Below are 23,177 nucleotides of genomic sequence, written 5' to 3' on the forward strand. Positions count from 1 at the left end.
AATGGGGAATAGTCTGTATGACATAGCCATTGACCAAATAGCAGAAAAATATAAGGCAGAACTTATGGCTGAAGAAGATATTGATACTGTTAATCCTCAACATGAAGAAGATACTTTAGATGAGATGTATGCTAATTTCTATAGCCTATCAGAGATCCCAATTGATAAGGTACAAGATTTTAAGGTTAGTAAGCTAAGCACGTTTAAAGATAATCTATGGGATTGGAGGGAAGAAGGAAGCCCTATTTATAAAGATAATTGCTATTATTCTTGGGACAAAGAAATTGCGGAGGGTGTTTACCTACTTTCAGATGAAAACAAATACCTATGCCGTTTGCTCAAAATGATAGCATTTTATTCCTTGCCTCAAAATGCTTGTTTACAAAATATAAAGTCTTTTAATACCTCGAAAGTAATTATAGAGCAGCTTCAAATTTTAGGGAAATTTCTTTATAAACATAGACTTTTTATTGATATTCATGGAAATGGGTCTTTTACTAACACTTTTTACTTAACAAAAGAACATTTTATAGATTTTATCAATAAAGATTTGAAAGAACCTCGTGTTATTTATGAATTCGCAAAACAAGTTAAACATTGGGAAGAATTATCTATAAGTAAGTTGATTCCGGTAAATTATCGCTTGAATTTTAAACCATTCGATGCTGATATGTATTTAAAACTTGCTAGAGAATTTGAAGATAATAAGCGTGAGTATTTACCTATTTCAATGGATACACTTTCGGTGCTAGTACCTTATTGCATAGATTTAATTGAAAATAAGTCTTCCGAAATTTTAAAACTCTATAGTATCCTTTGGCCCACTATTGCTGGTGGGGAAATAGCTAAAAGTCAGTCCTTTGAATGGAGTGAGGCTATTTACAGTTTATTGAAAATGGATTTGAAAATATTAGATCTTCAAAACTATAAATTCACAGATTCTACTCAAATTACATTGAGCAAAGACTCAAAAAATAAACTTATAAATGCTATTAAGGTTCACCAAAATTGGTATAAGTCTAATCTAAGTTATATTCCTAATATTAGGAAAATGAAAAATAGTGAAATAGTAAATAAAGCTTTGGAACTTGGGATTGAATTAGAGAGTATAGACACTACTATTGTATATGATCTATTTAAAATAAAGATAAAGGCTATGGAACGTAAGCCCCCAATCAAACAACGCATATAAACACGCAGTGCCTCCTGGTACGATGAATGTATCAATTTAAGGAGGTGCTTTTCATATGCCAGAACAAAAACTAACAATCGTCCCCGTTACATTACATTCCGAAAATAAGGTTTCATATTCATCCACGTCATCAGCAGCCTCTTCCAGTAACGCTTGCACGATCAAAACGGCAAGCATAGAAATCTCCTTCAACAACGGCGTGGATCAGCACATCATTCAAACGGTTATGAGGGAGCTGAAACATCTGTGAAACACGACTATACAAGTGTTAAAAATATATATATCATTTGTGGAAAAACTGACATGCGTAAAGGGATTGATGGATTAGCGACACTGATTCAAGATTCTTTTGAACTGGACCCATATGGTGATTCCATTTTCTTATTTTCAGGATGGAGTAAGGATCGGTATAAATGTTTGTATTTCGATGGTGATGGCTTCGCCATGCTTTATAAACGTTTGGATAAAGGCAAACTTCAATGGCCAAAAGACGAAAATGAGGTGCGAAAACTTTCCCAACAGGAGGTTAGGTGGCTGCTTGAGGGGTTATCGATTCAGCAACCAAAGGCCATTCAAAAATCACAAAAAGGAGTATTCTAAACCTGCTAGAAATGTTGATTTAAAGCTATTTTTAAGTTTTTTTTCATGTTGAAAATGTTATAATATAACTATAACTTATGTGAACGAAAAGTGGTGAAATAAATGGTTAATGCTTCTTCCAATAACAATAATCCATATGAGAAATTAATTCGACTTCTCGAAGAACAATTGGCTCATTCCAATCAACAAAACAAAGATTTATCGAAAAAGCTAGATCGATCAACTAAACAGATTGAAGCGTTAACCGATCAAGTACGCCATTTAACTAAGCTTTTATATGGATCAAAAACCGAAAAATCGAAATATAACCTACCAGATGGGCAAGGCTCATTATTTGATGATGACCCGGATTTTAGCGAACCTGAGCACACAGAAGAACAAAGCCAACAGACAATTTCTTATACTGTTGTACGAAAAGTTACATCAAAAAAACGAAATGATTCCTTGCATGATGGTATTGAAGTAGAAGCTATTCACCATTATCCGGAAAATACAATCTGTGACTGTTGCCAAGAGCCAATGATTGAAATTGGCAGTACAATCGTACGTGAAGAAGCAACATTTATTCCTGCCAAAATGATGAAAGTACAGCACGTTGAACATGCGTATGAATGTAAAGGCTGTAAAGTGGATTCATCACAGCCAGCACAAATTAAACGCGGGAAAGCACCTCAACCAGCGATTCAGCGTAGCATGGCAAGTCCTAGCGTACTTGCCAAAGTTATCTACGATAAATTTGTACAATACTTACCTCTTTACCGTCAGGTAAAAGAATGGGATCGCTATGGATTGGATACCAATGATAAAAATCTCTCGAATTGGGTTATCCGTGCAGCACACGATTGGCTCTTACCTGTTTACGAACGAATGAAAGAGTTGATGATGTCTAAATCAGTTTTGCATGTCGATGAAACATATGGACAAATTATCAACCGATCGGATGGCAAATCAGGCCAAGCCAATGCCTATAATTGGGTGTTTCGAAGTGTGCCAAGCCAAGGGCCAACAATGACTCTCTTTCAAAGTGCATTATCTCGAGCTCGATCTGTCCTTGAAAGTTTCATTAAAGGCTTTTCTGGTACGATCATTTGCGATGGTTATTCCGCCTATGATAAGTTGGAAGGCGTTACCTTCGCAAATTGTTGGGCGCATGTTAGGCGTTACTGGCTTAAAGCAGAAAGCAAAAATGGCCAAATCGGAGTGAGCTATTGCGACGAATTATATCGACTCGAAAGGAAATTTAAACATTTGTCTCCGAGTAAACGAAGGAAAGAACGCCAAAAATACTCAAAGCCAATTGTAGATAAATTTTTTAAGTGGGTTGAAACGTCACCATTCTACGGAAAAAATGCTTTGGCTAAAGCAGCTGAATACACATTGAACAGGGCAAATGGACTTAAAGCATTCCTGAATGATGGGCGAATTGAAATAGATAATAATCCGGCCGAGAAGGCCATTCGTCCCAACGTTATAGGAAGAAAAAATTGGCTTTTTAGTGTAAGTGAAGCTGGTGCAAAAGCGAATGCCGTCTGTTTGAGTATCGCTGAAACTACCAAAAGTAACGGCGTTGATTTCTATAAATATATAAAAAAACTTTTTACGGATCTACCAAATCTCAGCATCCAACAAAACCCTGAGATATTAGATCAATACATGCCCTGGTCAAAAATAATTCAGGGAGAATGTAGCAAATAAATGAAATAGCCGTAATTCGATTAAAAAAATCAGAATTCACGGCTATTTGTAATGCGTACCGAAAAGGTACGCTATTTTTATAATTCGGGCTTACTATGGAACTTGTAACGGAGATAAGAAATTCATGTGTAGCCATTCTTTTTTTGGTTACAGGAATGAGAAATAGTGAAATGTACCTTCTTGAAGCCGGTGATTGTTGGCAAGTTAAAGGCTCAGAAGATGATTTTCGGATTAGAATAATAGTTTCTAAAACTTCTGAAGGATCTACTGGTGATCCTGTAGTCCTTCCAGTACCGGAAATAGCATATAAAGCGTTTAAATGCTTAGAGGCGTTAACTGAGCAGGCACGTATATGGGGGAAATCAAATAAGCTGATGATTAGCCCTACTTCAAATTTCGGAAAAGAGATACTTGCTCGAAGTATCAATCAATTTCTTACAAGTTGGTGTAAGAAACTTAGAATAGAACACATCCATCCTCATCAGTTTCGTAAAACAATTGCTATGTTTGCAATTTATCAAAATCCGAACAACATCAGTGTTATCAGGAGACTATTTTCCCACAAGAGTCTAGCAATGACGCTATCATATATCGTGAAAATGCCCGGGATGGCTGAAGAGATTAAACTAGCTGTTATTGAAAAAAATAAAGAGCTACTTAGCGAGTTACTTGAGGCTTTAGACAAAAAATGTATTGGTGGTATAGCAGGAAATAGGATTAAAAGATTAGCTGATGAGTCAACGATATTTAAGGCCAAATTGAATGATGACGGTTGGGAGGGGCTTGAGCAGTATATTCAAATTTTACTACAGGACGGTTTAAACATTTTGCATCGGACATCTTTTGGAGCAATTTGTACAAATACTCATTCTGGATTAGTTCATTTAGCGCCGGAATCTTGTAATTGCAATGTTACGGATTGCAATTGGTCTGTATTCACCTATAACTCGATAGAAGACCTTGAAGATACTATCAAATTTCATGCGAATTTTATAAAAGATGAATATTGTAGTGAGAGTCAGAAGCGTTTTTCGAACAAAACTATAAGAGATTGCATTGAAAGGTTGTACGAATTAAAAGGAATTGATTATGTAAAAAGATGTTTTCCTGATTTTGCAAGAGAAAATTTCCTGAATTCGGAGGCAGGAGGGCATAATTATGGCGAACAAAATATTAAAGCATGATGAAGCACTTAAATTAGTTTATACTGTAATTGCTTCTTTACGAGAAAGTGGAAAGGAAAAAATAACGATTACAGAGGTAGCTGAAATCTCTGAGGTTAGTCGTGCAACGATCTACTCGAAACACCCCGATTGGGCTGAAGTACGTGATGTCATAAAAAGCAATAAGCCCTCTTCGCAGCTCAAGCTAGCTTCGATAAAAAAATATGAACAAACCAAGTGGCAAATAGAAGCTCAACGACTTGAACATGAATTAAGAATTTGCCAAGAAAAGTTGGAATTCATAAGTGGACAGGCTGATAATGTATTCCAGAAACTCCTAGATGAACTTCATAAATATATGTACCTTGCTAAAAAAACACCTGAACAAATAGAACGAGAAACCAATACTCTTATCGAGTTAAAAGAACTAAAAGAACGTTGTGAATTCTATGAAACAGAGATTAAAAGATTAAAAGTTGATTCAGGTCGTAATACCAATATGATTCCCTTTGTTAAAAAAGAAATAGTTGATGTGTACTCAGAAACTCAAAGAACAAACATTATTAATTTGGATTTTATTGACTTAACTTACGATGCTTTATTGAATTTAAATAAATTATTTAGTAAAAGTTATCCGCCAAGTATCGTTTATGTATTATGTGGAAACTTTGCAAGTGGTAAATCTTCTTGGATTTCAAATCACAAACCACATACTGCAGGTTCTGTAGTGTACTTTGATGGAACAAATCATACTCAATCAATAAGGAGAATGATTTTGAAGTATATAAGAAACCTAAATGCTGATTGCAAGATTGTTTGTGTAAGAGTTTTGTGTGATACGAGAGAATGTATTAAAAGAAATGCAAGCGAGAGCAGGATTAGACTTAATACCACTATTCCTAGAGACTTAATTATTAGGTTTGATGAGATTTTTGAAGAGGTCTCTGTTAAAGAAGGATTCGATGAAATCATCATCAGGGGGTCGAGTAATGTCTGAATCGGGACGGATAAAAGGGGCTAACAACGTAAAGGCATTTGAGGAATTTATTAAGCTACATTATCAACAAGACGATTGGCTCAATTACCTTAACAATAGTAAAGAAAAGTTAATAAGATTACAAATATGTGAAGAATGTGGTTTTAGTAAAAGTGCCTTGAGACAAAATCCATTGCTTAAAGATATGTTAAAGAATCTTGAGTTGGATTTACTGCAAAAAGGCATGTTAAGAAATAAATACTTGCAGCTGGAAGATTTTAATTATCCTGACCAGAAAGAGTTTGTTAAATCATATGATGGAGAGTTAATGAAACTAAAAGATAGTATAAATATGGTTGATAAGATGATTACTCTATACCAATTGAAATTGGATAGATTAAATTGAACCATTTTAGTAACAGATTGTAACTTCTCATTGGATTAAATGTTAAAAAAGGTAGTGGAAGGTAATATGCATCTTTTTAATACTGATGGCTTGAAAAATACTGATGTAAATCCTAAAGATACTGTTCCAATATTCTTAGATGACGACTTTCGAGTTATCGAAGGACCGAGTTATTGGGCAATTGCTTTAGCGCAAAAAAGGTCTAGAAGCATAGAAACTCTAAAGCAGTATACAACAGTTTTAACAAGATTCCTTCAATGGCGAGATGATAAAGGGATCAAAGCAACGAATTGGCAATTGACAGATGAAGATGTAATAAACGCTTATATCGGATATTTAATAAATAATAGAGATATTAAGGGAAGACCAAGTAATAAAACCATTGAGGATTATATAGCAATATTGAGTAACTTTTTTAAATGGGCAACAGAAAAAGGATATAAACATTATTGGAAAATGGATTTAAAGAAAGTTACCGTTCATATCAAGGGTAGCTCGGCAATGGTTAAAACGGAAAAACAAGTAGAAAAGCGAGCGCGTGTAGGAAATGGATCAACCACGCATGTTGACCGTGAGGAAGATAAGTTTATTCACAGAGAAAATATTCCAAGAATTGTGGAATTATTTGATGATGTTGTATACGCTTTCATTTTACTTATATTATGGAAAACGGCACTAAGACCTAAAGAGTTATTCCAATTACCATATAAGGGTACAGGGTTAAATGCTGGACTAAAACGTTATCGTGATGAAGAGCTATCAGATCTAAAAGAAATCTTGTTTCGGTTTGAATCTAAAGGAAAAGATAGGGACATCAAGTTTCCACCCGATGTGTGGGCTGTAATATGTAGAAAATGGATGCCCGAACGAGTTAAACGTGCTGTAAGATACCAAGAAAGAAATAACGGTAAAATGCCACCAAATAATGCGTTGTTTTTATCAGAGAATGGTACAATTGTTACACCAAAGATGCTTCGAGACAGCTTTAAAAAAGTAGCCCAAGATCCAAGATGTCCTGAGAAGAAAATTACTCCAAAAATGTTCAGGCATGCTTTTGCAACATATTTTATTTTGGATAGACTAGAACAATATGATTTATTAGGAAAAGCTTATGTTTATAATGCCATAATAGATACTGAATTGCGTGAATGGATGGGGCATGAGAATATTGAAACTACATATAAACATTATGTTCATTTGGTAAATCGTTATTTTTATAATGGATTATTAGATGTTCTCGATGACCTGTCAACAAAGAAATATTTAAAGCTTTTGAAAAACTATAATGATTTTTAGCTAAGAAAGCATCTATAAAAATTTCGGATGATTGTACCTAAGAAGTGTGCAAATAAGGTGTTCAATCCTGCAGAATAAGTGTCCAAATTGGAAAGGCTATCTCGATAATTGAGATAGCCTTAGTCTATATATGAATCAAAATTATATTAGTTTTTATGGATAAATGAATTAAGCATTTCAGTGACTTTTTTCCTCTGGGTAGGAGACAATTTTTTAGCAGTATTTATTAGACTTATTAAATCAGTAGGAAGACTTGCTGATTCTCCAAATAGATCTGTTAGAGAGATATCTAATGCTTGGGTAATTTTTAATAAGGTTTCTATAGTAGGAGATTGTGTATTACTTTCAATTCTTGAAATCGTAGTTACGCTAACGCCAGATATAAGTTCAAGCTCTTTAGTTGAAAGCCCTTTATCTATTCTTATTGACCTCAATTTTTCACTTATATTTATCATTTAGAATACCCTCATTTACTATCTTTATAATTAATTTCTAATAGTATTTGTTGAAATAATAGCAAAAATGGAATCAAAAAAAATAAAATTATCGTAAACGATATAATATATGTTTAAAATTTATCGTGTACGATTAAAATGAAGTGTATTGAGACTGTATATTAGGATGAGGTGGGTATTAATGTCTATAGATACTAAAAGATTAAGTATAGGAAAGCTGCTTGGTAGCGTTAATGAGGTATACCGAATTCCTTTATATCAGAGGCCATATAACTGGGGGAAAGACCAGTGGAATGATTTGTGGGAGGACATAATTAGGCTTGAAGGAGAGGAAACTCATTTTTTAGGTTCTGTAATTACTATTAGCCAAGAGCGTTATAAAGGATTTAGTTATTTTGAAGTAGTCGATGGGCAACAACGGATTACTACAATTTTAATATTGTTGACTGCTATTCGTGATATGGCAGAAGAAATGGATAAAGATCGTGCAGCGTATATTAATAACTATTTCTTAAAGAGTTCAACAATCGATGAAACTGAAGCCAAGCTTATTTTAGGAAGAAAGGACAATAAAGTTTTTAAACGGTTGGTAGAAAAAAAGGTCACTATGGATGAGGCCAAAAATGAAAAGATAGTGGAAGCCTACTATTTTTTTAAGGATAAACTTCAAAATAGTAATTTCAAATGGCAAATTATCTATGCGAGATTACTGGACTCTCTTGATCTGGTCTTGATGGTAACTGATTCATACTATGATGCATTTAGACTCTTCGAAACCTTAAATACTCGTGGACTTTCTCTTACTTCAGTCGATTTAATTAAGAATTACTTATTAAGTAGGATTTCTACCAACGAAGTAATGATTGAAGAATGTATTGAAATATGGGATAGCATAATTGAAAACATAGAAGAAATTGAGTCAGTACGACATGATAAGGTAAGGTTTTTTAGACATTACTTATTTTCGATTGAACCGGGTATTGTCCCCATTCCTAAACTGTATCCACGATATCAAAAACTTATAGACAGTACAGAAAATATAATAAATCTAATTGAAGATATTTGGGCTAAGTCAGAATTATATGTAAAGTTGTTCAACGGTATTATAGGGATTAAAGAAGTGGATTTAAAATTGAATACAATTGTACGGATCGAGGCTACAACGAGTTATACGCTTCTTCTGAAATGCCTTTCGGAAAATCTTCAAAAAGAAAATCTAATCAAGGTTCTTGAGGCAATTGAAATTTTTACTTTAAGAAGAAGTATTTGCAGTATTTCTACGAGAGATATTGATAGGATTTACAATCACTTAGCACTAGAAGCATTTAAGCAAGATAATCCAGTGAAGTACATTATAGATTATTTAAATAAGCGAACCCCTATAAATGTCAACTATCAAATGTACATTTTCGCTCATTTTAGAATGTACATTTTTGATTCAGTGGACTTATATTCTCCCCCAACCTAACTACGGCTGGGGGACTATTATATTAAAAAATTCCTATTCCTAGCTGTTCTTCTAATAATGCTTTTTCTGTATTTAAACGATCTATTTCACTTTTAAGCTCATTTATTTCCTTGATAAATCTTTCGATTCTCGTTTTATCATCTATGCCTTCTTCATACCCAGTACCTTTCCATCTACACCATTCATTAAAATCATAAAGATCTTCTTCACAAAAATTTTCATTTAAACCTTTTTGATTGGAAGAGGAGCTATTAAGCCACTCCTCAACCAATTTAACTTCACATTTTACCCCATATGAACGAAAGAATTTTATGGCTGCTGTCGTATTCATCTTAGTGCTCTCCTTGTTTAGAATTATCTTTATTAAAATGGTCTTTTAGGCGATAGGAATCCCCAATAATATTGACCACTGTGGCATGATGTAGAACTCGGTCTAAAATGGCATTCGCTATTTTAGTATCTTGAAATATATCACCCCATGATTTAAAGCTAGCGTTTGTCGTTAAAATCGTGCTTTTCTGTTCATATCTCATATCGATGAGCTGAAAAAACAGCTTGGCATCCTCTGCGTCAATGGGTAAATAGCCAATTTCATCGATAATAAGGAGTTTATATTTCGCATAATGTTTAAGCCTGGTTTCCAATCGATTTTCAAGTTTTGCTTTTTTGAGATTGAGGATCAAATCATTACACTTGATGAAGTAAGTACTCGTTCTTTTTTTGGCAGCTGCGATTCCAATTGCGGTTGCTAAATGAGTTTTACCTACGCCACTGGTTCCTAAGAATACGATGTTTTCTTTTTGCTCAATAAACCGTAACGTTGTATAATCCAATATTTTTTGTTTATTAATCGATGGTTGAAAATCAAAGTCAAAGTCTTTTATTTCCTTCAAATGAGGGAAGGCCCCTACCTTAACCATAGATCTCACCATATTTACTTCTTTCATGTCGATCTCGTAATCTGTCAGTTTGACTAATGTGTCGGTAAATGACAGTTGATTATTGGTCATAAAATCAATGGTTTCATCTAGATGAACTAACATCTGTTTTAACTTTAAATACTCTAAATTCTGTACGAGTTTGTTATAACTGCTATTCATTTTTATACACCTCATTAATTGCCTCTAAATTTTTCCTTGCCAGCTCTTCTATATTTGTAGAATCTGGTAGCCCTCTTGCTAGAGTATCAACGTAATGCTCCGGCTTGTAGTTGATTTTCAACGGGCGAATTGGATGTTCGACAATTAAATCCGTGTTATAATAGACAAAGATATGGTTATCGTATATTTGTAAACTAAGCGTTTTCCCGATGTATCCAGGTGGTACTGAATACTGGTTGGATTTGAAGGTAATCATATTGGATGGATTTACTTTCACAAGTATACGATCAATTTTATAGGAATCTCTTATTCGTTCATGTGGTAATGGAGATAAGAGATTTCTTTCTTTTTTTAGTGCCAGTATTGGGATTTTCCCTGTTCCTTGATGGTAACTATTGTTGATACGATTACAGAGTGTTTGAACAAACTTATACAGTTCCTCATAATCAAATTTTCCTTGATAAGCGTGAATCTCATCGAGTAATTTCATCGGAGCTTCTACCTTTGCTTTGGTCCGCGGTCTCCCAGCTATACAGGCTCTTACTTCAAACCCCATATCTTTTGAAAACTGAAAAAATCGCTCATTTACTTTTCCCTTTTGATATTCTGTTCGAGGCTCGTCCATAACCGTTTTCATATTGTCCGTCAAAATCGTTTTTGGAACTCCTCCAAACACCTCAAAACTTTCCGTAAGGAAAGACAATAATATACTCTGAGACTTGGAGATTGATAGGTTGAATGTTCGAAATCTTGAATGGGCAAGTAAGAGTACACATACGTTCACATAAAGGATTTCTCCATTTTTGGTGATGTATTGGATATTTTCTTTCCAATCCAACTGTGCTTGTTCAGCTGGTGGCGTTTCAAAACGAATAACCTCACTGGTTAATTTTTTACGTTTCTCTGTTTCAAAGTATCGTTGAAACTCTGGTTTACTTGATAGGTATCTTCTAAACGATGATTGCCCACAATCTAGGCCGTGATTATCTTTCAAGTATTGCCATAGTACTCGTTTATAATAGAATTTCTGATTAGATTCTTCTGAAAGAAGCAACGCTATGACTTCATAGTATTTATCAATTTTCGATCTTCGGTTCCGGCTGCTTTTCGGCTCATAACCTTGTAGATATTTTTCAACTGTCCTCCGATCCACACCCATATCACGAGCTAATTGACTCTTATTGATTTTCATTTTTAGACTCTCCATCAATAATTTAAATTTTGGCAAATCTGCAAGACTATTAATTTCAATACTTGAATTTACATTAATTTGCATATGCATAATATTCCACCTCAAGAATATTATGCAGTTAACCATCAAAACTGTACATCCTTAAACAATCATTTCTGTACACTCTTAAGTTAGCATTTATAAACCCCTAGCGATACAGAGTTTTATCTTAATTTTCAAAGTAGGGACTTTACTAGATCCTCACAAACGAAATATATACTGGAAATGATTGAAAACGAATTAACAAATAACACTAAAGAGAAAATGATAAATTCTCGTACTGATGTTCATATTGAACACATAATGCCGAGAGAGTTGATTAGAAAGAGACCGAGCGACATTGAATATGAATGGAAGATTGAATTGGGTCCGCGCGCTTCTGAATACTCCTTATTTGTTAATCGGATTGGAAACTTGACCCTTTTAGGAAGTGAGCTGAATATTACTGCAAGTAATAATCCTTTTAATGAGAAGAAAAAGAAATACGAAAAATCAGTTATTCACCTTACAAAAGAGATATGTCAGAAAGAGAGGTGGACATTCGAAGAAATTGAAAACAGAAGTGAGCAGCTTGCCAGCGTAGCAAAAAAAATCTGGAACTTTAAAAATCTTTTATAAGTTAGTAAAGAATTCTATCGTAGACTGTTTAAAAGAAAGGATGAAAGTTCTATGCAATTTATCTTTTTTAATGATACGACAAGATTGGTGAGAATCCATCCTGCAACAACGACTCATGGTTGTAAAGTTGATAAAAAACCTATTAAGCATTTGGAAGAAAGGCTATTTGAACTACCAGAAGGCAGTTTTCCGTGGCTAAAAATGTGGGATGATGGAGAAATAGGTTTGACGATTTTGGTTTCACCAATGATTGAAATTGAGTAATAGTAAATTTTAAAAAATGAAAATAGTTTGTAAAATAGAGTACGAGTACACGGTAATTTGCAGAAAACAGTAGTCCGATTAATAACAAAAGGACTGCTGTTTTTTATTGATAATCCCTTTTTAAAAGTATGAATTATGGAACCAAGCATAAATAGGAATAATTTTTATGTGATGGCTATATTGCTATTCTTTAGTGAATCTCATTGTTTTTTCCTTAAACCAAAATAGAAATTGGTTTAAAATGTTTATTAAGCGTAAGTAAAATTTAAGGGATGGGTGAATTAAATGAGAGAGTATGAACTAGTTGAAAAGAATTTAAGGGAAAATGAACTGATATCAGTTACATGTAATAAATGTGGTAAAACAAAGAAATTAAGTGGTGAAGATTATCAGAAAGCGTGGAACTCAGAGGAATTTCAATCATTCTCTTGTAGTTTTGGTTATGGAAGCAAGTTCGACATGGACAAGTGGATATTTGACCTCTGCGAAGATTGCTTAGAAGGGATAGTAAATACCTTTAAAATTAAGCCTGAAGGATTTGGGGGATAATGATATAGCAACTGGCTTATTTGATAAAATTAGTGAAATTAAAGCAAAGGGCAAATTAATGATTAAAAACATCTGCATATATTTTGCAGGTGTTTTTTAATAAAGAAATCTAGTTAAAGAAAGAATAATTGTTTATTGACTAAGACAATTGAAAGAGTTAAAATTACATTATATTGACCAAGACAATATTTTAGGGTGTGGTTCATTGATTGGACTTGAGTATATATTAAGCATATTTAATATGCAGCATATTGATCTTGCTGAGAAGTTAGGAATAAAAAAACAAAATATTAACTTATGGATTAAAAAGAAGCAAAACATTCCAAAAAAATATCTTCCGATCCTATCAGGGCTTTTTGGTATAGAAGAGGAATATTTCATCAAGGAATTAACAGAAGTAGAAAAATTAGAGATTCAAAAGGAAAAACTAAAACAAGACCTAAAGCCTGTCATTAAAAATCATGAACAACAGTTCTTGATTGGGGATGTAAATGATATTGTTGAAGTGCCTGTTTATGATAAAGAAGAAATAAATACTATCGAACGTAGCATTGAGAAAGCAAAGCTAATATCGAGGTTCAAACAGACAATTGAAGTGGTTGATGATAATCCAAAACTTGATACGTTTAAATTAATCATCGAGTTGTTGGAAAAATCGCAACACGAAACAATACTGCATAAAACAATTGAAGCTTTGGCACATTATCTGGAAGTTTTACCAGAGTGGGTTTCATCAGGTCCTGAACAGGACGAATTTGAAAGTGAACTATTTGAAGTGTTAGATGATAATAACTATTAGAAAAGAGGAACAAAAGCATGGCAACAGCGAACATTGGCTTCGAGGAAACACTATGGAAAGCAGCAGATAAATTAAGAGGGAGCATGGATTCAGGTGAGTATAAGCATGTTGTGCTAGGGCTTATATTCTTAAAATACATATCTGATAAATTTGAAACAAAATATAATGAGCTTCTTGAAGAAGGAGACGGTTTTGAAGAGGATCGAGACGAATATACCTATGAAAATATTTTTTGGGTTCCAAAAGAGGCGAGATGGGGCTTTATTAAAGACAATGCAAAGGACTCAAAAATAGGGCAGTATATTGATGATGCAATGATTGAAATTGAAAAGGAAAACCCTAGTTTGAAGGGGGTATTAGATAAAAGGTATGCCAGACCTGAACTGGACAAAAGACGTTTAGGTGAGTTAATCGATTTAATTTCGACAATTAAACTTCATGATAAGAGTGAAAAGGACTTACTTGGAAGGGTTTATGAGTACTTTCTTGGTAAATTTGCCAGTGCAGAGGGCAAAGGTGGCGGTGAGTTCTATACGCCTACAAGCGTGGTTAAAACATTAGTTGAAATGATCGAGCCGTACAAGGGAAGAATTTATGACCCTTGTTGTGGTAGTGGTGGTATGTTTGTTCAAAGTGAAAAGTTTGTGGAGGAACATCAAGGAGAAATAGGCGACCTTTCCATTTATGGCCAAGAATTAAACTCAACCACATGGAAACTTTGTAAAATGAATTTAGCTATTCGCGGCCTTGAGGGAAATATAGGGGATCATCATGCTGATACATTCCATGACGACCAGCATAAAACATTAAAGGCAGATTACATCCTAGCAAACCCTCCTTTCAATATCAGTGATTGGGGTGGCGAACAATTAACTGATGATGTTCGCTGGAAATTCGGAACACCACCAGCTGGAAATGCTAACTATGCATGGCTTCAACATATGGTATATCACTTAGCACCGAATGGTACTGCGGGGATTGTTTTGGCGAATGGATCTTTAAGTTCTAATACTTCCAATGAGGGGGAAATTAGAAAAAATTTACTAGAAGCTGATTTAGTTGATGCTATTGTTGCTCTCCCTGAAAAACTTTTCTATTCAACAGGTATCCCAGTAAGTTTATGGATTCTAAATCGAAATAAAAAGAATAATCCTCAGTATAGAAATCGGGAAAATGAGATTTTATTTATAGATGCAAGAAATATGGGGGAAATGGTTGACCGAAGACATAGAGAATTAAGTGAAAAGGATGTTCAAAAAATTTCTGAAACGTATCATTCATGGAGAAATTTAGATGGTAACTATGATGATATTAACGGATTCTGTAAATCGGCTACATTAAATGATTTGCGGGAACAAGAATATGTATTAACACCCGGAAGATATATTGGAATGGATGAGGTTGAAGATGATGGTATTACTTTTGAAGATAAAATGGAGACGTTAACTAGTGAATTAAACGAGCTTTTTGCCAAATCAAGAAACCTAGATAATGAGATAAGAAAAGATTTGGGGAGGATTGGTTATGGCATTGAATAACTGGAAAGAGGTAAAACTAGGAGATTTAATTGAAAGTATTTCAATTAAACATAGATTTGATAAGGATAAACTTATTTTTCTTAATACTTCAGATGTTTTAGAAGGTAAGATATTGCATGAAGAATATTCTGATGTAGATAAAATGCCGGGACAAGCAAAAAAAAGTATTTCTAAAGGCGATATTCTTTTTAGTGAAATAAGACCAAAAAATAAACGATTCGCTTTTGTCGAAATAGAAGCCGATGACTATGTAGTATCAACAAAATTAATGGTACTAAGGCAAAAGTCCAATAATGCTGACATGAAATTTTTATATCATTTTTTGACTTCTGAAAAGACATTAAATTATTTACAAATGATAGCTGAAGGAAGGTCTGGTACCTTTCCCCAAATTACTTTTAGTGAATTAAAGAATATAACAATAAAATTACCAAGTATAATTGAACAAAAAAACATCTCCCATTTTTTAGAAAATATAGAAAGTAAAATAAAAACAAACAATCAAATAAACCAAAAACTTGAAGAGATGTCCCAAGCCATTTTTAAGAAGTGGTTTGTGGACTTTGATTTTCCAAATAAAAATGGCAATCCTTATAAGACCTGTGGCGGGAAAATGATTGAAAGTGTTTTAGGTATGATCCCGGAGGGGTGGAGTATAAAAACAATTGATGAGATAACATCTTTAATCATAGATCACCGTGGAAAAACTCCTAAGAAGCTTGGGGGAGAATGGGAAGAAAGCGGATTCCCTGCTATATCTGCAAAAAACATAAAGAATAATCGAATAGTAAAAAAAGATGATATTAAATTCATAAACCATGATCTATATAGTAAATGGATGAAAGATCCGTTAAATGAAGGGGATATACTCATGACCTCCGAGGCACCATTAGGAGAATACTTATATTTAGGTGAGTTAGAAAATTTCTGTCTTAGTCAAAGGCTTTTCGGTATTCGAGCTAATCCAAATATTATTTCCCCCTCAGTTTTGTATCTTAGTTTAAATTCAACAAGAATTATTGAAAATATTAAAAATAGAGCAACAGGATCTACAGTAACAGGAATAAGACAAGCAGAGTTAAGGAAGGTGCCTATTATTATTCCTCCACTGGATTTACAAAATAAAATTACAGAATTACTTGATGGCTGTTTAAAAAAAGTATACTTAAACGAAAAGGAAAATGATAAGTTGCAAGAGATCCGTGATACTTTATTACCTAAACTAATGTCTGGAGAAATTCAGTTACCATTGGAAATGGATGATGTTGTTCTTAATGGAGGTTGAATGGGAAGTATAAACCTTAACCTTTGTTAGAACAAGCTAAAATGAATTAATAAGTTTTGGTTTAAAAACGTAAAAAGGTATGGGAGAAATTATTTCTATTAAATTTTGGTTAGTGGAGAGGGTGAAACAAATGAGCCTCTTAGAAAATTTTACAGAAGATAAATTAGAAGAAGCTGCAATTGAAATACTGCAAGAACTAGATTATGACTATATATTTGCACCTGAAATAAGTAGTGATGGTGAACGTCCTGAGCGAAAGGATTATCGGGAGGTTATTCTAGAACAACGTGTCAGAGATGCCTTATTTCAAATTAACCGTGATCTTCCACAGGAAGCACTCGATGAGGCTTATCGGAGGATTATTGCTTTTAATAGCCCAATTCTAGAGGAAAATAATCGACATTTTCATCAGCTTTTAGTTGAGGGGATTGAAGTATCTTTTCGTAAGGATGGGATTAACCGTACAAAAAGAGTTTTTATAGTTGATTTTGAACACCCTGAAACAAATGACTTCTTAGCAATCAACCAGTTTACCATTGTGGAGCATGAAGAGCGCAGACCAGACATCATTCTGTTTATTAACGGTATTCCTTTAGTTGTAATTGAATTAAAATCGGCCACTGATGAGAATGTTGGCATCGATAATGCATATGAACAAATTCAAACTTATAAAAGAGATATTCCTTCTTTATTTAACTATAATGCATTTTGTGTATTATCAGATGGGATCAATGCAAAAGCAGGAACAATCACCGCTAATCAAGAACGATTTATGAATTGGCGAACCATAGATGGGGTAAATATTGAATCCCTAGATGTACCCCAGTATGAAGTAATGCTAAAAGGAATGCTTGGGAAAAGACGTGTACTAGATATTATTCAAAACTTTATTCTTTTTCAAGAGACAAAAGAAGAAGAAAAAGACCAAGATGGTAAGAAGATTGGAGATAAGAAAACTATTGCAAAAATATTAGCAGCCTACCATCAATACTTTGCTGTGAAAAAGGCTGTTAAGGAAACAAAACAGGCTTCCAGTGAATTTGGTGACAGAAAGATTGGGGTAATCTGGCATACACAAGGCTCAGGGAAAAGTTTTTCGATGGTATTTTATACTGCCCAGCTTGTCCATCAACTCAATAACCCAACTATAGTTGTAATTACCGACCGTAATGACTTAGATGATCAGCTATTTCAAACATTTTGGAAATCGCGTGATGTATTAAGACAAACTCCTAAACAAGCCCATGTTCGCAAATTAACCGATGAACAGAAGAAGCAACAGGCAAAGAATAACTCGAAAGAATTGAATGGTCTTTATGATTTATTAAATGATCGGGAGTCTGGAGGTATATTTTTTACAACGATTCAAAAGTTCAAACCAGAAGAGGGAGAAATGCCAGTATTAACTGATCGCCGAAATGTAATCATTATTGCGGACGAAGCCCATCGTAGCCAATATGGATTAGAAGCGAAGACAAACACTAAGACGGGTGAAGTGAAATTCGGTTATGCAAAATATTTAAGGGATGCGCTTCCGAATGCTTCTTTCATCGGTTTTACTGGTACACCAATTGAGTTAGAGGATAAATCAACTCCAGCTGTATTTGGAAATTATATTGATATATATGATATGACTAGAGCTGTTGAAGATGAAGCGACTGTCAAGATTTATTACGAAAACCGAATCATAAAACTTGAGACCGATGATGAAGAATTAAAGAAAATTGATGACGAATTTGAAGAAATTACGGAAGGTCATGAAGAAAATGATCGCGAAAAATATAAATCAAAGTGGTCTAGATTAGAAGCTATTGTTGGGTCACCAAATCGTATTAAAGAGCTAGCAAAAGATATCGTTGACCACTATGAAGAAAAATCGAAAACAATCGATGGAAAAGCAATGGTAGTTTGTATGAGCCGTAGAATTTGTGTGGAACTATATGATGCGATTGTAGCTCTAAGACCGGATTGGCATAGTGATGATGTAAATAAAGGTAAGATTAAAGTTGTTATGACTGGAAGTGCTGGAGATGAGGAGAAACTTCAGCCTCATATTGGGGGCAAGCAACGAAGAGACACGCTAGCAAAGAGAATGAAAGACAACAGCGATGAATTAAAAATTGTTATTGTACGTGATATGTGGCTTACTGGTTTTGATGTACCGTCCATGCATACTATGTATATTGATAAGCCGATGAAAGGTCACAATCTTATGCAGGCTATTGCAAGGGTAAATCGTGTCTTCAAGGACAAAGCTGGCGGTGTGGTAGTTGATTATCTGGGTATACTTGAAGCTCTAAAAAAAGCATTAAATCAATATACAGAAAGTGATAAGAAAAGCACAGGTATTGATACATCAGCAGCAGTTGCTGTTATGGTTGAAAAACTAGAAATTCTTCGTGATATGATGCACGGGTTAGATTACTCTGCATATATGGGTACATCACAAGCTGGACGTATTCGTGCTATCACAAGTGGTATGAATTTTATACTTGGAAAACCGGAAAAGGAACAAAAAGATTTCAAACAAATTGCTACGGAGCTAGCAAAAGCTCATTCTCTGTGTGCAGCAACCGATGAAGGTAAGAAAGTAGCCTTTGAAATAAGTTACTTTAAAGCCGTAAAAGCCAGTTTAGCAAAATTAGAAGTAAAGCAACCACAGAAGAAAACAAAAAAAGAAGTTGAAGCAAGGGTTAACCAATTACTCGAACGCTCTATTATTTCTGAAGAAGTAATTGACGTATTTGATGCGATGGGAATGAAAAGGCCAGAGGTGTCTATTTTGTCCGAAGAGTTTTTACAAGAAGTAAAAGAGCTGCAGCATAAAAACTTAGCTGTAGAGATGCTGAAGAAGCTCTTAGAGGGCAATATAAAATCGATGGAGAAGCGTAATCTCGTAAAGTCAGAAAAGTACTCTGATAAGCTTAAAAAAGCACTAAATAAGTATAGGAATCAAGCAATTACAAATGCAGAAGTGATGGAAGAGCTAATTCGTATGGCGAAAGATATGAAAAAGGCTCGTGAGGAAGAAGAGGATCTTGGGCTTAATGAGGATGAAATTGCCTTCTATGATGCACTTACATCTGATCAAATAGTGAAAGATCTAATGGATGATGAAACACTAAAGAAAATTGCCAATGAATTGACTCTAGCAATTAAACGTAATATATCTATCGATTGGCATGTCAGAACAAGCGCTCAAGCTGGAATGAGGCGAATTATCAAACGACTACTTAAAAAGTATGACTATCCACCAAAACAGGTGAAGAACGCTTTAGAAGTGGTTATGAGACAGGCAGAGCTAATGTGTGGAAATGTTAAGGTAGAGGATATGCAAGCTAATCTCGCAGCAGAGAGCCCTGAAGGTTATAACGTTTAAAATATGAGTAACTAATCTTTGACACCTATGAATCGGCATAAATTATCAGCGAAGTAGGTGTAATTATGGACTTAAATCATATTATTTCTTTAATAAAAGAAGAAGTTCCTAAAAAAGCAATTGATCTAGCAGAAAGCTTGGAATTATTAAAAGAGACGGTTTCAGACACGATAAATGAAATCCATCATAAAAGTAATGTTGCATTTCAAGAAAGAGATATTTCTAAAAGAAACGAGCTTAATCAGCTAATTGATCAAGTTATTCCTTTAGAGAGCGAAATTGAAAAGCTCCTTTCCAATTTAGAGGTGGTAGACGAAGAGCATATTATTGGTGAAATGGATGACGAATCTGAAAAAAGAGTTCTCCCTAATTATGCCGATTACTACGTTGATACGAATGTGGAATATACTCTTTATGAAGACTATACTCATAAACGACCGTGGGCATTTCGTATGAATGAACAAAATATTATTCAAGTTAGTACATGGAAAGAGATGCTTATCAGAACCTGTGAACTTCTTATGGCTGTAGATGAAGAAAAAATTATGGGGTTTGAAAATCTAAATCGCATGAATGGACGGAAACGAAAATATTTTTCAACCGATGAATCCAGCATGGCAGAACCAATATTAGTTAACGGGAAAATCTATGTTGAAACACATATGAACAGTAATGGATTTAGAAATTTAATTATTAAGCTATTGAAGGAATTTGATTTTAAAGTAAGTGAATTTAAAATTTACTTGAAAGCCGATTATACGAACATGGCGAAATGATGGGAGGTATCTAAGTGGCAGAATTAAAATATGAAATCACAGAACATATAGCCGTACTTTCCGAATCATCAAAGGGTTGGACTAAAGAATTAAATCTCATTAGCTGGAATGGTCGTGAGCCAAAGTATGACATTCGGGATTGGTCCCCTAACCATGAAAAGATGGGAAAAGGTGTTACTTTAAGTAATGAAGAGCTGGAGAAGTTGAAGCAAGCATTGGCTAATTAAAAAATTATATTCTATTGCAAGTCATAGGCGTTATATGTTGAAAATTGTTATAATTATTGATGAGTTGAAGTGTTGGTAGCACTTTAACTCAAGTAGTATGTCTGCGGTTTTTGGTAACTGTGGATCGTTGAGCAGAATAATCCACCTAACAGGTCACAGTGTAGGGGTGGATTATTTTTTTCTATACTATACACTTTCAAACATTACCAACGTTTTTTGAAATTACACTTGTGCAGATACATTAATAATAGAGTAATAGGAAGGAGTAACGTAAATGGAACAAACAATAAATAAAAGTATATTAGATGAAATGGTTGAAAAATTGGATTTACCAGAATATGTTATCGAACAAACGATTAGACGATATGAATCTTTAGGGGAATGGTTTGACCGTGAAAATAGTGCTTTTAAAGACATACAAGTAGACATTTTTCCACAAGGTTCTTTTGCTTTAGGTACTACAATTAAGCCAATCAATGATCAAGAGGAATATGATTTAGATATGGGTTGTAAAGTGAATGTACCCCAATTTAAAAATCAATTTTCACAAGAGGATTTGAAAAAGATGGTTGGAAAAGAACTGGAGAAATATCGTATTGCCAAAGGGATCGAAAAAGATCTTGATGAAAAGCATCGTTGCTGGAGATTAGAATACAAAGATGAAATTAAATTTCATTTGGATATTGTACCGTGTATTCCACTACATACAGATAACCAAGCGCATTATAAACAGCAGCTTCAAGAGGCTTATCAGTATGACTCAACTTTAAATGAGGCAGTGGCTAATTTAGCAATTAACATAACCGATGATCGCCTTGAAAACTATTCTATTATTTCACTAGACTGGCAAATCAGTAATCCAGAAGGCTATTTAAAATGGTTTGAGGATAGAATGATTCAGGACCAAAGAGGGGTATTTAATGAACGTGCTTCTGTCAAACCAGTACCTATATATGCTCGAAAAACGATACTTCAAAGATGTATTCAATTAATGAAAAGACATCGAGATAATATGTTTGGTGATGATGAAAGAAAGCCTATTTCAATCATTATTACGACTTTAGCTGCTAGGGCATATAATGGTGAACAGAATTTGGAGGAAGCTTTAATTAATATACTTGAAAAAATGCGGGAGTATATTAATAATAGTATTCCGCGGGTGCCAAATCCAGTAAATCCTAATGAGGATTTTACAGACCGTTGGGACATGCCAGAAGGTACAAAATTAGATTTAGAAGGTAATTTCAAGAACTGGTTAATGCAAGCGAAAATTGATTTCAAAAACTTATTAAAAACAAATAATTATGAAACTGCTAGTTTAATATTAAATAACAAATTTTCTATGAAAGTTGAAAAACATTTACTCAGTGAAAAGTACAATTATTCACAAGAGAATCAAAATGCTTTTGCAAGAGTATTACCGTCAAATCCACCAAAACCTTGGAGTGATGGATATTAAAACAAATGATTTGGAATTGTTTTTAGAAAAGTACCCTCAAATGTCTTTAGCTCCCTCAAATAAGGACGAGCATATTATACAGGGGGTATTATCTTTAGATATTGATGATCAATATGGCGTGATAAAAGATGATTTTTTTATAAAAATAGTTATTCCGGAAAACTTTCCAGTGGATATTCCTACTGTTTATGAATTAGAAGATAGGTTTCCTAAGACTTCGGATTATCATACTAATCCGGACTCATCTTTGTGCTTAGGCTCCAAGATGAGTCTGAAAAAACGAATAAAAGAAACGCCTACTCTAGAAGGTTTTATTCATAGCTGCGTTGTTCCCTATTTATATGCGATTACATTGTATCTTCAAGGTAAGGAGTGCTTTGTATTTGGTGAATTAAGCCACGGATTAGTAGGAATCATCCAAGACTATATGGGAGTTTTTGAGTTGTCTTCTATTGAACAAGTGATTAAATTGCTAGAGATATTAAGTTTGAAAAGTAATCAAGGAAATAAAAAAGAATGCCCATGTGGATGTAATCGTATAGTAACTAAATGTTCGTTCCATAAAAAAATAGTAGAATATAGAAATGTTATGACTAGAAAAGAATATGAAGAAGAAAGAAAATTAATTTCTCTAGCTTTTGATATTTGGAAAAAGGAATCTATTGAGAAGAAAAAAGGAAGGTAATACCATTAGCCTAAGT

Annotated in this window: 23 protein-coding genes and 1 pseudogene; 19 read left to right on the plus strand and 5 right to left on the minus strand. The window is 34.0% G+C overall.

The genetic code is table 11. The annotated features are described in order from the left end of the window. The first annotated feature begins 1 nt into the window (after position 1). Positions 2–1,192, plus strand: a complete 1,191-nt coding sequence (locus tag ACWNMZ_RS11735; protein ID WP_251627306.1) for a hypothetical protein — start codon at positions 2–4, stop codon at positions 1,190–1,192. Between the two features lie 51 nt (positions 1,193–1,243). Here ACWNMZ_RS11735 and ACWNMZ_RS11740 read toward each other — a convergent pair whose 3' ends face one another. Continuing rightward, positions 1,244–1,369, minus strand: a complete 126-nt coding sequence (locus ACWNMZ_RS11740; protein ID WP_285846370.1) for a hypothetical protein — start codon at positions 1,367–1,369, stop codon at positions 1,244–1,246. Between the two features lie 69 nt (positions 1,370–1,438). Here ACWNMZ_RS11740 and tnpB point away from each other — a divergent pair, with 69 nt between their 5' ends. The 6 genes from tnpB (at position 1,439) to ACWNMZ_RS11770 (ending at position 7,328) form a co-directional block, all read left to right on the plus strand. Then, positions 1,439–1,792, plus strand: coding sequence for an IS66 family insertion sequence element accessory protein TnpB (gene tnpB, locus ACWNMZ_RS11745; protein ID WP_251627304.1), 354 nt, complete (start codon positions 1,439–1,441; stop codon positions 1,790–1,792). 102 nt (positions 1,793–1,894) lie between these two features. Next, positions 1,895–3,487 carry an IS66 family transposase gene (tnpC, locus tag ACWNMZ_RS11750; protein WP_251627302.1) on the plus strand — a complete coding sequence of 531 codons (1,593 nt, stop codon included), beginning with the start codon at positions 1,895–1,897 and terminating at the stop codon, positions 3,485–3,487. Positions 3,488–3,582: 95 nt separating this feature from the next. After that, entirely contained in the window at positions 3,583–4,671 is a 1,089-nt protein-coding gene (locus ACWNMZ_RS11755) for a site-specific integrase (RefSeq protein ID WP_251627300.1), read from the plus strand. Continuing rightward, complete coding sequence (locus ACWNMZ_RS11760; RefSeq protein ID WP_251627298.1) at positions 4,646–5,647, plus strand: helix-turn-helix domain-containing protein; 1,002 nt, start codon at positions 4,646–4,648, stop codon at positions 5,645–5,647. The genes ACWNMZ_RS11755 and ACWNMZ_RS11760 overlap by 26 nt, the downstream gene beginning before the upstream one ends. After that, on the plus strand, positions 5,640–6,032 hold the full coding sequence (locus tag ACWNMZ_RS11765; protein WP_251627297.1) for a hypothetical protein: 393 nt from the start codon (positions 5,640–5,642) through the stop codon (positions 6,030–6,032). Before ACWNMZ_RS11760 ends, ACWNMZ_RS11765 begins: the two co-directional genes overlap by 8 nt. Before the next feature lie 39 nt (positions 6,033–6,071). Further along, a complete protein-coding gene (locus ACWNMZ_RS11770) occupies positions 6,072–7,328 on the plus strand; it encodes a tyrosine-type recombinase/integrase (RefSeq protein WP_251627295.1) in 1,257 nt (418 codons plus the stop codon). 146 nt (positions 7,329–7,474) lie between these two features. On the opposite strand, the gene ACWNMZ_RS11775 is transcribed toward ACWNMZ_RS11770, so the two are convergent. Beyond that, the gene (locus tag ACWNMZ_RS11775) at positions 7,475–7,783 is read right to left on the minus strand and encodes a helix-turn-helix domain-containing protein (RefSeq protein WP_251627293.1); all 309 of its coding nucleotides are present in this window, start codon (positions 7,781–7,783) and stop codon (positions 7,475–7,477) included. Positions 7,784–7,964: 181 nt separating this feature from the next. On the opposite strand from ACWNMZ_RS11775, the gene ACWNMZ_RS11780 reads away from it, so the two are divergent. Then, the gene (locus ACWNMZ_RS11780; RefSeq protein ID WP_251627292.1) at positions 7,965–9,251 is read left to right on the plus strand and encodes a DUF262 domain-containing protein; all 1,287 of its coding nucleotides are present in this window, start codon (positions 7,965–7,967) and stop codon (positions 9,249–9,251) included. Positions 9,252–9,273: 22 nt separating this feature from the next. Here ACWNMZ_RS11780 and ACWNMZ_RS11785 read toward each other — a convergent pair whose 3' ends face one another. Genes ACWNMZ_RS11785 through istA form a run of 3 tightly spaced genes read right to left on the minus strand, consistent with a single transcriptional unit; the run spans position 9,274 to position 11,633 of the window. Then, on the minus strand, positions 9,274–9,582 hold the full coding sequence (locus tag ACWNMZ_RS11785; protein ID WP_251627291.1) for a hypothetical protein: 309 nt from the start codon (positions 9,580–9,582) through the stop codon (positions 9,274–9,276). A 1-nt stretch (position 9,583) separates the two neighbouring features. After that, positions 9,584–10,351, minus strand: a complete 768-nt coding sequence (gene istB / locus ACWNMZ_RS11790; RefSeq protein ID WP_251627290.1) for an IS21-like element helper ATPase IstB — start codon at positions 10,349–10,351, stop codon at positions 9,584–9,586. Then, positions 10,344–11,633: an IS21 family transposase gene (gene istA / locus ACWNMZ_RS11795; protein WP_251627289.1), complete on the minus strand. Its 1,290-nt coding sequence runs from the start codon at positions 11,631–11,633 to the stop codon at positions 10,344–10,346. Before istA ends, istB begins: the two co-directional genes overlap by 8 nt. A 108-nt stretch (positions 11,634–11,741) precedes the next feature. On the opposite strand from istA, the pseudogene ACWNMZ_RS11800 reads away from it, so the two are divergent. The 11 genes and pseudogenes from ACWNMZ_RS11800 to ACWNMZ_RS11850 form a co-directional block, all read left to right on the plus strand. After that, positions 11,742–12,200 (plus strand): annotated as a pseudogene (locus tag ACWNMZ_RS11800) (HNH endonuclease family protein); the annotation flags it as partial. Between the two features lie 51 nt (positions 12,201–12,251). Further along, positions 12,252–12,464 (plus strand): hypothetical protein, encoded by a 213-nt coding sequence (locus tag ACWNMZ_RS11805; RefSeq protein WP_251627288.1) that lies wholly within the window; start codon positions 12,252–12,254, stop codon positions 12,462–12,464. Between the two features lie 285 nt (positions 12,465–12,749). Continuing rightward, positions 12,750–13,013: a hypothetical protein gene (locus ACWNMZ_RS11810; protein WP_251627287.1), complete on the plus strand. Its 264-nt coding sequence runs from the start codon at positions 12,750–12,752 to the stop codon at positions 13,011–13,013. 148 nt (positions 13,014–13,161) lie between these two features. After that, on the plus strand, positions 13,162–13,812 hold the full coding sequence (locus tag ACWNMZ_RS11815; RefSeq protein ID WP_251627286.1) for a helix-turn-helix domain-containing protein: 651 nt from the start codon (positions 13,162–13,164) through the stop codon (positions 13,810–13,812). Positions 13,813–13,829: 17 nt separating this feature from the next. Then, positions 13,830–15,350, plus strand: a complete 1,521-nt coding sequence (locus ACWNMZ_RS11820) for a class I SAM-dependent DNA methyltransferase (protein ID WP_251627285.1) — start codon at positions 13,830–13,832, stop codon at positions 15,348–15,350. Beyond that, positions 15,337–16,635, plus strand: coding sequence for a restriction endonuclease subunit S (locus ACWNMZ_RS11825; protein WP_251627284.1), 1,299 nt, complete (start codon positions 15,337–15,339; stop codon positions 16,633–16,635). The genes ACWNMZ_RS11820 and ACWNMZ_RS11825 overlap by 14 nt, the downstream gene beginning before the upstream one ends. A 130-nt stretch (positions 16,636–16,765) precedes the next feature. Further along, entirely contained in the window at positions 16,766–20,014 is a 3,249-nt protein-coding gene (locus tag ACWNMZ_RS11830) for a type I restriction endonuclease subunit R (RefSeq protein ID WP_251627283.1), read from the plus strand. A 65-nt stretch (positions 20,015–20,079) separates the two neighbouring features. Then, a complete protein-coding gene (locus ACWNMZ_RS11835) occupies positions 20,080–20,790 on the plus strand; it encodes a hypothetical protein (protein WP_449598629.1) in 711 nt (236 codons plus the stop codon). Positions 20,791–20,804: 14 nt separating this feature from the next. Continuing rightward, entirely contained in the window at positions 20,805–21,017 is a 213-nt protein-coding gene (locus ACWNMZ_RS11840; RefSeq protein WP_251627281.1) for a YdbC family protein, read from the plus strand. A 274-nt stretch (positions 21,018–21,291) separates the two neighbouring features. Continuing rightward, positions 21,292–22,476, plus strand: coding sequence for a nucleotidyltransferase domain-containing protein (locus ACWNMZ_RS11845; protein ID WP_251627280.1), 1,185 nt, complete (start codon positions 21,292–21,294; stop codon positions 22,474–22,476). Beyond that, a complete protein-coding gene (locus ACWNMZ_RS11850) occupies positions 22,418–23,161 on the plus strand; it encodes a hypothetical protein (protein WP_449598630.1) in 744 nt (247 codons plus the stop codon). The genes ACWNMZ_RS11845 and ACWNMZ_RS11850 overlap by 59 nt, the downstream gene beginning before the upstream one ends. The last annotated feature ends 16 nt before the right edge of the window (positions 23,162–23,177 follow it).

It is taken from the genome of Niallia sp. Marseille-Q9988, from assembly GCF_976954375.1.